This window comes from Chitinophaga eiseniae (genome assembly GCF_900167135.1).
GTDB classification, from domain to species: Bacteria; Bacteroidota; Bacteroidia; order Chitinophagales; family Chitinophagaceae; genus Chitinophaga; species Chitinophaga eiseniae.
In genome coordinates this window covers 294,115-307,549 of the sequence record NZ_FUWZ01000006.1, presented here as the reverse complement: position 1 = coordinate 307,549, position 13,435 = coordinate 294,115, and the positions used below count along the sequence as shown (strand labels likewise).

Here is a 13,435-nt window from a genome sequence, read left to right as displayed (position 1 = left end):
ATCTTTCCGCATAAAATAGCTCATTAATTATGCGTGGCATTACCATGTTTTGTATGGCACTGCTGACAGCCGGTACCGTCAGTGCCCAGCAACCATTCACCAAAGCAGATACCTTACGGGGCTCTATCACCAAAGAAAGAGCCTGGTGGGATGTGACCTCCTATGACCTCCATGTACAGGTCCACCTGGAAGACAGCACCTTCAGCGGATTCAATACCATTACCTATAAAGTGCTGAAACCGGATACGGTGATGCAGATAGACCTGCAGGTACCGATGGTGATCGACAGCATCCTGCAGGACAAACACTCACTGCCCTTTACCCGCAACGGTAACGCCTGGATGGTGAGGATGAAATCTCCGCAGGTAAAAAATAAAACCAGGCACCTCACCGTATTTTATAGCGGCAAACCGCATAAAGCTAAAAACGCTCCCTGGGACGGCGGCGTGGTATGGGCACGGGATGAACAGCAACGCCCGTGGGTGGCAACTGCTGTGCAGCACTTCGGCGCCAGTGCCTGGTGGCCCAACAAAGACCACCAGAGCGACGAGCCGGAGAATATGAGCATCCATGTGACCGTGCCGGCTGAAATGACCGACGTGTCCAACGGACGGCTGAAGAAAAAAACAGATAACCCTGACGGAACGGTCACCTACACCTGGTATGTCAGCAACCCTATTAACAACTATGACGTGGCCATCAATGTGGGGCACTACAGCGAAATAAAAGACACCTACTCCGGCGAAGGCGGTAAACTGGACCTGAGCTACTGGGTGCTGGACTACAACGTGGACAAGGCGAAAGAACATTTTAAAGTGGTGAAACCCATGCTCAAGTGTTTTGAGTACTGGTTTGGCAAATACCCCTTCTATAAAGATTCCTATAAACTTGTAGAAACACCGTTCCTGGGGATGGAGCATCAGAGCGCTGTTGCCTATGGCAACAAATTCAAGATGGGCTACATGGGCCGTGACCTTTCCGGCACCGGCTGGGGCCTCAAATGGGACTTCCTCATTATTCATGAAAGCGGCCATGAATGGTTTGGCAACAGCATCACCAGCAAAGACATTGCCGATATGTGGATACATGAGTCTTTCACCAACTACTCCGAAACGCTGTTCACCCAATGCCAGTACGGTATGAAAGCCGGCGAGGAATATGTGGCCGGTATCCGCCAGATCATTAAAAATGATGTTCCGATCATCGGACCTTATGGTGTGAATGCAGAAGGCAGTGCCGATATGTACCCCAAGGGCGCCAATATGATCCACAACATCCGGCTGGTCATGAACAACGACGAAGCTTTCCGCCAGATGCTGAGAGGCCTGAACAAAACATTCTATCACAAAACGGTGACCACCCGGGAAGTGGAGCGGTTTATGAGTAACGCCGCCGGCTTCGACCTGGGCCGCGTTTTCGACCAGTACCTGCGGGACACGATCATTCCTACGCTGGAGTATCGGATCATCGGTCAACAGGTACAATATCGCTGGATCAACTGTGTGAAGGATTTTAATATGCCCGTGCGCGTTAAGCTGAGCGAGAACGGATATAAACTGATCTATCCCGCTACCAGCTGGCGCACCGCCAGCATCACCCTGCCTGACCCGAATCAGTTTGAAGTGGACAAAGGGTTTTATATCCATGTAAAGAAAAGAGAGGCGACAGATAATAAATAGCGGGAGAAATACACTGTATATAGTATAAAAGCAAAGCGGGTAACATAGTATGTCACCCGCTTTGCTTTAGGTAGATGTATACCTTACTTCTTTAATAATTTAAACGCGTGTCCGCTGCTGTTATGCAGATACCCGTAGGCGGTCCATAATACGGCCAGCGGTTCTATACTGCGGCTCATTTCGATGTGCCCCATGTCTGCAACATCTTTCCAGCCAAACTCATTGAGCAGGTCTACGACAGTTTGTTTCGCTTCGGGGTTGTTGCCGGCGATGAACATAGTGGGAGAACCTTCTGTAAAATCGGGGGACAGCATGTGCTGGTATCCGATACAGCTAAGGGCTTTTACTACCCTGGCATCCGGGGGAAGCCAGGCCTGTATCTGTTCACCGGCGGAGTTGGTATGTCCGACCAGCAGGTTAAGACGGCCGTGTTCATCGGGCCCTTTGCCATCTACGGGGTTGGTCACATCTACGACGGTTTTGCCTTTGAAGTTCCAGATGCCGGCAGCCTCGATGGCTTTTTTAGTGCCGGGCCAGCTGGTGCAGATGATGATCAGTTCCCCGAATTCAGCAGCCTGGCGGAAGGTACCGGCAGCGGCCTGCTGCCCCTGTTGCCGGACCCATTGCTGTAATCCCTCCCTGGCAGGGTTACGGGTACCAATCGTAATATGGTGGCCCGTCTGAATAAGACCTTTGCCAAGCGTGAGCCCAACAGGACCACTGCCGAGGATACCGATTCTCATGACCGCGGGAGTATTTGTTGAACTATGAAGTTAACTCATTTGCGCATTAATTAAAATGCCATGAAAGGGATTTCATGGCATTTTAATTAATCAGATAAGCTGTCCTTAAATTCCCAGGTCCCGGATATAGGACAGGAACTTCTGCATACCCTGGCGTTTGGCCGGGGTGATCGGATAGCTGAGGTTATGCACGTAATAAGTGGTAAGGTCGTACAAGTCGTACGGGTTCTCCGCTACCACGGCAGGAATATTTTTGATGCCGATGCTGGTCGCGTCGTTGAACTGTTGTATGAAATCCTCCGGCAGCTGTTTGTTGCTGATCCATGCCGCAAAGAGGAAAGGCAGGCTGGTAAAGCGCATCCAGTGTTCGGCGAGGTCAAAAATAAAAGGAGACACTTTCCGTTGTGCCAGGGCGCGGTCGCCAATGACGAGTCCGGCGTCGGTACCTTTGATTTTGTCCTCATAGTCGCCGGTGGTGGGCACCAGCTCCACGTCCAGCTTCCAGTGTTCTTTTACCAGTATTTTCAGCAGGGCTACAGAGGTACGGCTCTGGTAGTCCAGGTAGATCCGTTTAATTTCGTTCAGGGGCACATCGCTGTAGAGGCATACGGAGGCCACCGGGCCTTCTGCGCCAATACCGTAGTCCGCTATAATATGGTGTTCGTTCAGTTTAGGGATAATAGCCACCGGCACAAGGGCCACATCTACCTCACCATCTATCAGCTGCTGGGCGATTTTAGCAGGATAATCCACTGACAATTCCATCTGTTCCATTACCGGATGATTCCTGAATCCGTATAATAAAGGCTTCGTATTCAAATAACTTACAGCCGCAACTTTTACTTTCCGTTCCAATTTCAGTAATTTTGAAGCTGCAAAAGTAACTAAATCCCGGATAACAAGTTCCAAATCCTGATTTCCCCCTGAAAACAGGTGGTAAAGGCGGCCTTGTTTTTCCCGCAGGCTTTTTTGTAAAAACTGGAATACATATATATTATGCAACTACAACCATTAACTGCCATTTCCCCGCTGGATGGGCGCTATCGTAAGCAACTGGACGAGCTTGCGGGCTATTTTTCCGAATTTGCGTTGATCCGTTACCGTGTGATGGTAGAGGTGGAATATTTTATTGCGCTGTCTGAACAGAAGCTGTTTACCTTGCCCAAGGCCAAATACGCTTCCCTGCGCAAGATCTACCAGGAGTTTACCATTGAGCACGCACAGCTGATCAAAGACACCGAGAAAATCACCAACCACGACGTGAAGGCAGTAGAGTACTTCCTGAAAAATGAGCTGAAGAACCTCGGCCTGGAAGACAAGCTGGAGTGGGTACACTTTGGCCTGACCTCCCAGGACGTGAACAACACCGCTACCCCGCTGTTATGGAAAGACGCCGTTGAACATGTGTACATGCCTGCGCTGGCCAACCTGGTACTGGCCCTCAGAAAGCTGGGCGAATCCTGGATGAAAGTGCCTATGCTGGCCCGTACCCACGGCCAACCGGCATCTCCTACCATCCTGGGCAAGGAAATACTGGTGTTTGTAGAACGCCTTGAAGGACAAATCAAACTGCTGGGAGAAATTCCGTTCGCTGCCAAGTTCGGCGGCGCTACCGGTAACTTCAACGCCCACAACGTAGCCTTCCCTAAAATCAACTGGGAAAAATTCGGAGAGAAGTTTGTGAACAATACCCTCGGCCTGCAAAGGATGAAGTATACCACCCAGATTGAACATTATGATAACATCGCCGCCCAGTTTGATGCCCTCAAACGGGTGAACAATATCCTGATTGATTTCTGCCGCGACGTGTGGACTTACATCTCTATGGACTACTTCAAACAGAAAATCAAAAAGAACGAAGTAGGGTCCTCCGCGATGCCGCACAAAGTAAACCCGATCGATTTCGAAAACGCAGAAGGCAACCTTGGTATCGCCAATGCCGTGTTCGAGCACCTGAGCGCTAAACTGCCCATCTCCCGTTTACAGCGCGATCTCACCGACTCCACGGTGCTCCGCAATGTAGGCGTGCCTTTCGGTCATACACTGCTGGCCACCAAGTCTATCCAGAAAGGACTGGATAAACTGATTCTCAATGAAGCCAAGCTGAAAGAAGACCTGGAAAACAACTGGGCCGTGGTAGCAGAAGCTATTCAGACCGTATTGCGCCGGGAGAATTATCCGCAGCCATATGAAGCACTGAAAGAACTGACCCGTGGCGGTGAACATATCACCCAGAAGAGCATGCATAAATTCATTGATGGTCTGAAAATCAGCGCAGCGCTGAAAAAAGAACTGAAAGCCATTACGCCGCATAACTATACCGGCCTCTGGTAAATAATTTGGGGATTTTTCGATTTACGATTTTTTGATTTTGGGGAACAAATGTAGTCTGCCAGAAATCAAAAAATCGTAAATCAAAAAATCCCCAAATCCATATGACTCCCGAAAGCATTAAGACAGCTTTACTGTCTTATTTCGATATTTTTCTCTGCGACCCTTCCGGCCACGGTTACACGGGCAATATATTCTCCGGCTGATAATCCGGTCAGACATACCAGTTGCCCCGCTGGCAGACTGTTTTGCGCAATTGGGATCATGCGCACAGGTGAGTGATGATTGTCGAAAATTGTCAGTAACAGGTTCTCTTCTCCTTCCACTGTTTCCATCTGCACAAAGAGACGCCCGCTATAAGGCTGTTCCTGGATGATCCTGCACGGTAAGCTGCTGTTGACCGCTACCGCTCCCACTGTCTGTTGAATAAATACCATCAAGCTCCATAAGTTCATAATAATAGTTTTTATGATGAACAATACCTTCAAAGGTGTTGTACGGAGTTTTTCCAGGGAGATGATTATGATAGCTGACCCGGTTTAAAACGGGTTTGTGATAACATCACAGGGGTCATTTTTTTTGCACGGCAAAGATATAAAATATCTTTTTATTAAACATAGATTATAAGTGTTTATTTTGTTAAGTATTGGTTAACGTAATACGTTGCTAAAACACGCCCAATGAGGACGTCGCCCCCTTTATCCCCTGAACCTCAGCTCACAGATTTTCTGCAATCGATGTAAACCCTAACTTGTTAATTCAGCCGGACTCAGAACACGTCCCGCAGGTGCAACAGTTCATGCCCCGCCGCAGTAAAAGTAACAGCAATAATATCAAAGCGGATCGCCTCCGGATAAAGATGGAAGTACTCGAGGTAAGCTGCGGCCACCAGCTGTATATGCGCCTGTTTCCTGCGGTCCACCGCCTCCTCCGGCCAACCGAAACGATCGCCGTTCCGGGCTTTGACTTCAATAAAAAAAAGCGTGCCGCCGTTTTCGGCAATGATATCAATCTCTTTTCGGCCGCATTTCCAATTGGTATGACGGATGGTACAAAAGCGGCGCACATATTCCTGCGCAATCCTTTCACCTTCCTGTCCTGTTTCCTGTGGGTGCATCGGGAAAATGGTTTAACAAACAATCCCCTTTAAGATACACATTTTCAGCGTCAGTCTGTTGCTTTTCAACTATTTAGCGACGTGGGGCTTAAAAATCTGAATAATTTGACAGTAATTTGCACTGGGTTATCACCGCCCGCTGATCGCAGCGTGACTGCCGCGGACACGAACGATGAACAAACCGTTAAAACCATAAACCCGTAAATCGTCTTTATGAAATTATTCAGACTGGATGGAAAGATTCAGCATTATGCCTGGGGTGGATCTACTTACATCCCTGCTTTGCTGGGAATAGCCCCATCAGAAAAACCCAGTGCAGAATACTGGATGGGCGCACATCCGAGCGCGCCTTCCGCTATTACCACCAGCAATGGCCCGGTGCCCATGAATGAACTGATACAGCAAGACCCGGCAGGCATCGTAGGACCACAGGTATGGCAACAGTTCCAGGAACTGCCTTATCTCTTTAAAATACTGGACGTAAAAGACATGCTGTCCATCCAGGTGCATCCCACCAAAGAAGAAGCGGAAAAAGGGTTCGCCCGCGAAAACGCCGCCGGCATCCCGCTCAACGCACCTGACCGCAACTATAAAGATGCCAACCACAAACCGGAAATCATGGTGGCCCTCAGCGAATTCTGGCTGCTCCACGGTTTCCTGCCAGAGGATAAACTGCAACAGGTATTGCTGGACACACCTGAATTTACCTCACTGGTAGGCATATACGAAAAAGAAGGCTACTATGGTCTGTATAAAAGCGTGATGGAAATGCCGCAGGCACTGGCCAACATTATCCTGCGCCCGCTGACAGACCGCCTCATACCTGACTACAAAGCCGGCAAACTGTCCAAATCCGATCCGGCCTTCTGGGCGGCCCGTGCGGTGCTCAACGATCCGAATGGCGCCGATAATCTCGACAGAGGCATCTTCTCCATTTACTTCTTCAATATTATGCATGTGCAACCCGGACAAGCCGTATTCCAGGATGCCGGCATCCCGCACGCCTACCTCGAAGGCCAGAATGTGGAACTGATGGCCAACTCAGACAACGTGTTGCGCGGCGGCCTTACCCCCAAGCACATCGATGTACCGGAACTACTGAAACATACCCGTTTTGAAGCGGTACACCCGAAAATACTCGCTGGTGACAGCATCTCCGGCGGACTGGAAAAAATTTACCCTACGCCCGCTCCTGACTTTGTCGTGAGCAAAATCAACATCAGCGCAGGACAGGTGTACACCTACACCGCCAAAGCCGCCGAAATCATGATCGTCATGAGCGGCGCCGCCACCATCAAAGGCTCCGACACGCTGGACCTCCACAAAGGACAGTGCGTAATGGCCGCCTACGGCGAAAGCTATGAAATCACTACCACTACCAGCGTGGAAATATTTAAAGCGACCGTGCCGGTTAAATAACCGTCACCCTGGCATACAAAAAAAGCAGTGTAGCCTACCTACACTGCTTTTTTCTTTTTATGGTAACCAGCCAGTAATTACATAATGATCACGGTCTTCCCGGTAACCTTTCCTTCACGGCTGGCCACGATAGCAGCCGGCACGTCTTCCAGCCTGATCCTGTTTTCCACCGGCACTTTGATCTGGCCCTGGTCTATCAGCCGGGAGAGCTGGTCCAGCGCTGCCGGGCCTCCTTCCGTCTCGAAATTCCCCCCATGCAGGTTCCTCGCCTTCAATGCTTCGTCGTCGGCGACGAATAAAGTGGTAAATGCCCCACCCCCTTCTTTTACCAGCTGCAGGTTGTTTTCAAAACCGGCTTTATCGCTCACCATGTCAATCAGTCCGTCAATCCCCTGCGGGAACTTCGCTTTCACCTGGTCGGCCAGCGGCGCCTTTTTATAATTGATGGTGACGGCCGCTCCCAGCTGATGCATCCGTTTAGCACCGGCCTCATCTCCCACGGTGGCGATCACTTTCAGGCCTTTTGCAGCCGCTATCTGCGTAGCGAACGAACCCACGCCGCCTGTAGCGCCGTTGATCAGGACCACATCCCCTTTCTGCAGCTTCAGTTTGTCGATCATCTGCAGGGCGGTCATACCGGAGGTGGGCACCGCTGCCGCTTCCTCAGGGCTTATTCTCATGGGGGCCATCGTAAGCCCCGCTTTCTCGGGTACAATGGCATATTCCGCGTAAGAGCCTTCACCTATCGGCATATGAATGAACTGTCCATAAACGAGGTCTCCTTTTTTGAAGTGTGTCACCCCTTCTCCCACTTCTTCTATCACGCCGGCGCCGTCCACTCCCATGATCAGCGGAAACTGATGCGGTGTTTTTCCATTATTCATGATCCCGTCAATCATTTTCCAGTCGAAGGGATTGATACCTGCTGCCTGTACCTTAACGAGTACAGTACCGGGCCTTACGTCGGGCCTGGGCAAATCCATCAAAGTCGGGATACCTTTAAATTCAGATACGGCTATGGCTTTCATATACTTCTTTGTTTGATGTAATAGTAACGGATTACAACCGGGGGTCTACCGGTTCGCTTTCGAGCGCTAAGATACCGAAAACGCACTGATGCACCATTTGCAGTGGCTCCTTGCTTACAAATCTTTCCAGTCCCTCCAGTCCCAGCGCAAATTCTCTCAATGCCAGGGAACGTTTGGCTCCCAGTCCGCGGGAACGCAGCCTTGACAGGTTTTCGGGGGCATCATATTCCGGGCCGTAAATAATACGGAGATAATTTTTCCCACGCACTTTCACGGCCGGCTGTACCAGCCCCCGCGTATCTCTGGTCAGGAAGCTGTAGGGCTTCATCACCATACCCTCGCCTCCGGCGGCGGTGAGTTTTTCCCACCACTGTACCGCGGCCAGTTCACTTTCCGGATCGCCGATCTGCACCACCTGGTAAGCTGTGGCCAGCAACAGTTCCGGCGCTGCCTCGCAGATTTTGCGGATATGAGCCATATGCCATTCATGGTCTTTATCGAAGTAAGTTTTCCCTTCTGTGGCCATGATATGGAAGGGCGCCAGTTTATAGTCCTCCAGCCGGTGCACCGGCCAGCAATACTGACGGTAGGCGGCCACATAATCTGTTACCTGCTGCTGACGACTGCGGTACTTCTCCAATAACAGCTGAGCAGGAACATTGTTGCGGACAGCCTGTTCCAGCGCGGCTGTCACAGCCGGCAACGCCTGACCGGCAGCCGTTCCCACGGCGGCATACTGCTGCTGCAGCAGCGCTTGCGCCTTGGCGCTCCACGGCATCAGCTCACAGTCCAGGCATACCCAGTCGGATTGGAAATCGTTATAAAAGCCGGCGCTTTCCAGCGCCGCATTCATACGGGCGAGGAACGCCTGTTCCAGCCCTTTGTCAGCAAAGAAACTACGGCCAGTACGGGTATACGCCACACCGATACCCTCCCCGTCTACCCCAAAACGTTCGCGGGCTACGTCTTCATTACGGCATACCACTACGATAGCACGTGATCCCATGTGTTTCTCTTCACACACCACCTTTTCCACGCCCGTTTCCCGGAAATACTGCAGCCCTCCTTCGGGATGTTCCAGCAGGCCGGGTAAAGAAGAAGTCTCCACCGGCGACATGGTTGGCGGCAGGTAAATCATCCAGCGGGGATTGATCGCAAAACGGCTCATCACTTCCAGCGCCGCAATACTGTTCTCTTCGCGGATGGTGATATTATGGCTGTAACGGGTGTTGACTATTTTTTTACCGATGAAGTCCGCAATGTCCAGGACGCCGTCGTACTGCTGCTGCACACTCAGGCCGCTGTCGGCATTATAACCGATGGGGCGCGCCGGTACAGCGTATTGCTGCAGCGCAGATACGGATACAAGCTCTTTCTCCGGGTAGCGCAATGCGGTGAGGCTGCCACCGAAAACGCAGCCGGTGTCTATGTCAATGGTGCGGTTCAGCCACTGCGCCTGTGGCACAGGCGTATGTCCGTACACCACCATGGCTTTGCCTTTATATTCCAGCGCCCAGTTATAGCGCACCGGCAGGCCAAACTCGTCGATCTCTCCCGTGGTTTCGCCATACATACAGAACTCCCTCACAGCGCCGGAACCGCGGCCCTGCATATTTTCCTTCAGGCCGGCATGCGCAACTACCAGCTTACCATCGTCCAGTACATAGTGACTGATTAATCCGTCAATGAACGTTTTGATACTTTCCAGGAACTCCGGCGGTTCGGCGCTCAGTTGTTCCACGGTCTTCTCCAGGCCGTGTTTCAACTGTACCTGCTTACCGTTGAGCCATTTGAGCAACTTGGCGTCGTGGTTACCGGGCACACACAGTGCCGCCCCGTTGCCAACCATATTCATCACCAGTCTCAATACCTGCGGCGATGCCGGCCCCCTGTCTACCAGGTCGCCCACGAACACCGGTTTACGAACACGCGTATATCCGTCTTCGTTAGTCGTCTGCGGAGCGCTTATCAGCTCCGCATGTTCACGGTCGATACCATAGCCCAGTTGCTCCAGCAGCATACAGAGTTCATCATAACAACCGTGTACGTCGCCGATAATATCAAACGGTCCGTGCTCTTCTCTTTTATTGTTATATAAAGGTGTGCGAGTGATGGTTTCCAGCATGGCCACGTCTTCCTCGGAGCGCAACTCGTATACCTGGCGGAAGCCTTCTTCTTTCAGGTGGCGCAGGTTGCGCTTCAGCTGACTGATCTGCTGCGGGATCACATGCCCGCCAAAGTTACGGTCCGGGCGGGTCTTGTTTCTTTTACTGCATACCTCTTCCGGCAGGTTCAATATGATGGCCACCGGCAGCACATGGTATTCCCGCGCCAGTTTAATCCAGTCCTTGCGGCTTTCGGATTGTACGTTGGTAGCGTCTATAACTGTGAGCAGTCCGTTTTTGAGGCGTTTGGCGGCTATAAAGCGCGCCAGCTCAAATGCGTCAGCCGATACCGCCTGATTGTTTTCGTCGTCACTGATCAAACCACGGCATACATCGGAAGAGATGATCTCCGTAGGTTTGAAGTATTTCCGGGCAAAGGTGGACTTGCCGGCGCCTGACGGCCCTACCAGCAGTACCAGTGACAATTCCGGAATGGATATATGAGACAGGTTATTTCTTCTTGCCATAAAACGCTTCTCTGATCTTGATGAGCAGTCGCCGTGTCAATACCGGGTCCGGGCGTTCCGGAAGATCTGACTGAGCGTACAGCTCCTGTATATTGGTTAATTTCTCCGTTGCCATCTCCAGCAACTTATCGTAGGCAAATTCCCCGTTGCGGATACGCAACAGGAAATCACGGTCTTCCCGGAACACCCGTACCTCGCGGTAGCGGGCAATCTCTTCAGCCATTGTGAGCAGGCGGAAGGTGTGCATCATGTGTTTGCTGTCGTAGTCTGCCCCTAACGCCTGGTTATGCTGATAGCGCGCTTCGTTGCGATGCTCCACCCAGTCCCAGTAGGCGGCAAACTCCTTACAGTACACCGTATAGCCGTCCTTGTTAAAATGCATGATTGCCGCCGGCACCACGCCTTTGGGGATGGCGCTTAACTGCACATCATTGGCATCCGGACCGGAGAACAGCCCTTTCAGCTTTACCGGCCGGGGAAACTGGTAGCGGTGAAACAAGGCATAAGCATCCCGGAAATGATCGATCCGGGAAATGCCACAATCTTCCTGTTGCAGCTGATGCGCTTCCAGCCACTGCTTCAGCGGAACGCTCTCACTACCCTGCACGACATAACAAAACTCCAGAATATCTTTCCGTGTTTCCGGGAAGGACTGGTTAATCTTTTTATTGAGGCCACGCGCCCTTTTGATCTGGGTTTGAGCATACCCTGCAAAAGTATCCATGCAGAGGCGCGACAGAAAATCTTCCGGTTTGATCAGGTCCATCAGCGGATGGCGGAACAGGCAATTCTCCCGCTGCGTACTCAGCAACTCCAGGATATTCGGATTGTTTTTCTCCAGCAGCTCCAGGAAACGTTTTATCTCAAAGTACACCTCATCGTTGCTGTCATTGGCTACCTGGTCGGTAAAGTCCATACCATATACCTCTGATTGCGGCAGTATGAAAACGCCTTTCAGGTCTGTATCGGACGAAGGTACCTGCAGGTTATAGGCTTTACTGCCGCTGATACATTCCAGCAGCAGGTATTCCCTTTGTTCCTTTAAAGTAGTATACGTCATCATGCGGTGTCGATTGTAAACAGTGCCAGTTGGCTGGGAGCGCCCACGGCGTCGTCCCATTCGCCCAATGGCCTGAAGGTAACGGTATATCCAAAGCGGCCGGCGACTTCCGTGGCCCACGCTTCAAATTCAGGTCTGGTCCACTCAAAGCGGTGGTCACTATGCCGGAAAGTTCCCGCAGTCAGCGATTCATATTTAATGTTATACTCCGCGTTGACCGTCGTGATAATCACGAGCGAAGGGCGGGCGTATTCAAATACTACTTTTTCCATTGCGGCCAGCCGCGGCGGGTCCAGGTGTTCTATCACCTCCACTAAGGTGGCGGCGTCAAAACCGGACAGCCTTTTGTCTTTATACAACAGGGAACCCTGTATTAATTCCAGCCGTTTCCGCTGTCTGTCGGTCATGCGGTCCAGCTTGAGTTTTTCACCGGCGATCTCCAGCGAGCGATAGCTGACGTCCATGCCGAGGATACGGGTAAACACGGATTTCTCCGTTAGCAGCCGGAGTAGTTTGCCTTCACCACAACCCAGATCTGCCACGGAGCTGACCTGTTGCTCCAGCAGCAGGTCCCTCACGGTTTGCAGGCGCAGGTCATGCAGGCGTATTTTTTCCGCCGGTTCAGGTATTTCCTCCACCTCTTCCGGTGTTGCTTCGTCTTTCATGATAAGTCCGAGTGCTTCACGGGTCAGTGGTCCCAGATGTTTCATATAGCGCCGGACGATCAGCTCGTTGGCCGGATGGTCTTCCAGCCAGCCGCGGCCTTTCTCCATGAGTTTTTCTATCTCGTGGCTGCCCACGAAATAATGTTTATCGTTGTCGCATACCGGGATCAGCACATACAGCTGGGACAGTAACATCCACAGCGGCAGCGTATTCTTCAGTGTCACCTGGTAATAGCGGCTCTGCCCCCATTCCGGATACTGTGTATCTAACGGGAAAGCCTGTACGTCTACCTCATAACCGAGCGGTTCAAAGAGGCTGCGCAGCAGTGGCTCGCCACCGTTGACGGGCAATACCGACAAACTCACCTCCAGCGGAAAGGCGACGTCCACCAGTTCCGGTTTGTCTTTGCAACGGCCATTCATGGCCGACGAATAAGCCTGTGATATGGCGGCACTCATAAAGGAAGAAGCCACGTAGGGCCGGTCGTTGACATACGCTTCCAGCGCAAAGTCATTGCCGCCGGGACCTGACTTACGGGTAAGCCGCACCGGGTCCAGGTCCAGCAGCAATGCTGCTGTACATTTTTCCGCGGTGGCTTCAGGATAAAAAACATGCACATCACCGGCTGTAAGGGGAAAAGTTTGCACCTTAGCCGGATGTTTGTGCAACAGATAACCAAGGTCTGTAGCGGGGTTACGTGTAGTGGTAATCGTTAATAACATAGGTTCACTAAAACAATCGTCAAATGATCCCCCGAAGA

Annotated in this window: 11 protein-coding genes; 3 read left to right on the top strand and 8 right to left on the bottom strand. The window is 51.5% G+C overall.

All coding sequences use genetic code 11. From position 1 onward, the window contains the following. Positions 1 to 29: 29 nt before the first annotated feature. Positions 30 to 1,679: a M1 family metallopeptidase gene (locus tag B5D63_RS30315; RefSeq protein WP_078672626.1), complete on the top strand. Its 1,650-nt coding sequence runs from the start codon at positions 30 to 32 to the stop codon at positions 1,677 to 1,679. Between the two features lie 83 nt (positions 1,680 to 1,762). Here the strand turns inward: B5D63_RS30315 and B5D63_RS30310 are convergent, their stop codons facing one another. Together B5D63_RS30310 and B5D63_RS30305 are read right to left on the bottom strand one after the other, a co-directional pair. Further along, entirely contained in the window at positions 1,763 to 2,422 is a 660-nt protein-coding gene (locus B5D63_RS30310) for an NADPH-dependent F420 reductase (protein WP_078672625.1), read from the bottom strand. A gap of 105 nt (positions 2,423 to 2,527) precedes the next feature. After that, the gene (locus B5D63_RS30305; protein WP_078672835.1) at positions 2,528 to 3,277 is read right to left on the bottom strand and encodes a menaquinone biosynthetic enzyme MqnA/MqnD family protein; all 750 of its coding nucleotides are present in this window, start codon (positions 3,275 to 3,277) and stop codon (positions 2,528 to 2,530) included. 141 nt (positions 3,278 to 3,418) lie between these two features. Between B5D63_RS30305 and purB the strand changes: the two genes are divergently transcribed. Continuing rightward, positions 3,419 to 4,756: an adenylosuccinate lyase gene (purB, locus tag B5D63_RS30300; protein ID WP_078672624.1), complete on the top strand. Its 1,338-nt coding sequence runs from the start codon at positions 3,419 to 3,421 to the stop codon at positions 4,754 to 4,756. Between the two features lie 128 nt (positions 4,757 to 4,884). On the opposite strand, the gene B5D63_RS30295 is transcribed toward purB, so the two are convergent. Both B5D63_RS30295 and B5D63_RS30290 read right to left on the bottom strand, forming a co-directional pair. Further along, the gene (locus tag B5D63_RS30295) at positions 4,885 to 5,208 is read right to left on the bottom strand and encodes a hypothetical protein (RefSeq protein ID WP_078672623.1); all 324 of its coding nucleotides are present in this window, start codon (positions 5,206 to 5,208) and stop codon (positions 4,885 to 4,887) included. A 314-nt stretch (positions 5,209 to 5,522) separates the two neighbouring features. Next, positions 5,523 to 5,870: a YraN family protein gene (locus tag B5D63_RS30290; protein ID WP_078672622.1), complete on the bottom strand. Its 348-nt coding sequence runs from the start codon at positions 5,868 to 5,870 to the stop codon at positions 5,523 to 5,525. Positions 5,871 to 6,083: 213 nt separating this feature from the next. Between B5D63_RS30290 and manA the strand changes: the two genes are divergently transcribed. Then, the gene (gene manA, locus B5D63_RS30285) at positions 6,084 to 7,289 is read left to right on the top strand and encodes a mannose-6-phosphate isomerase, class I (protein WP_078672621.1); all 1,206 of its coding nucleotides are present in this window, start codon (positions 6,084 to 6,086) and stop codon (positions 7,287 to 7,289) included. Positions 7,290 to 7,366: 77 nt separating this feature from the next. On the opposite strand, the gene B5D63_RS30280 is transcribed toward manA, so the two are convergent. The 4 genes from B5D63_RS30280 to B5D63_RS30265 are packed head-to-tail and all read right to left on the bottom strand — an operon-like array spanning position 7,367 to position 13,397. Then, the gene (locus tag B5D63_RS30280) at positions 7,367 to 8,317 is read right to left on the bottom strand and encodes an NADP-dependent oxidoreductase (RefSeq protein WP_078672620.1); all 951 of its coding nucleotides are present in this window, start codon (positions 8,315 to 8,317) and stop codon (positions 7,367 to 7,369) included. Positions 8,318 to 8,348: 31 nt separating this feature from the next. After that, positions 8,349 to 10,949, bottom strand: coding sequence for a polynucleotide kinase-phosphatase (locus B5D63_RS30275; protein ID WP_078672619.1), 2,601 nt, complete (start codon positions 10,947 to 10,949; stop codon positions 8,349 to 8,351). After that, entirely contained in the window at positions 10,933 to 12,012 is a 1,080-nt protein-coding gene (locus B5D63_RS30270; protein WP_235021667.1) for a DNA polymerase beta superfamily protein, read from the bottom strand. Before B5D63_RS30270 ends, B5D63_RS30275 begins: the two co-directional genes overlap by 17 nt. Further along, entirely contained in the window at positions 12,009 to 13,397 is a 1,389-nt protein-coding gene (locus B5D63_RS30265; protein WP_078672618.1) for a 3' terminal RNA ribose 2'-O-methyltransferase Hen1, read from the bottom strand. The genes B5D63_RS30270 and B5D63_RS30265 overlap by 4 nt, the downstream gene beginning before the upstream one ends. Positions 13,398 to 13,435: the final 38 nt, after the last annotated feature.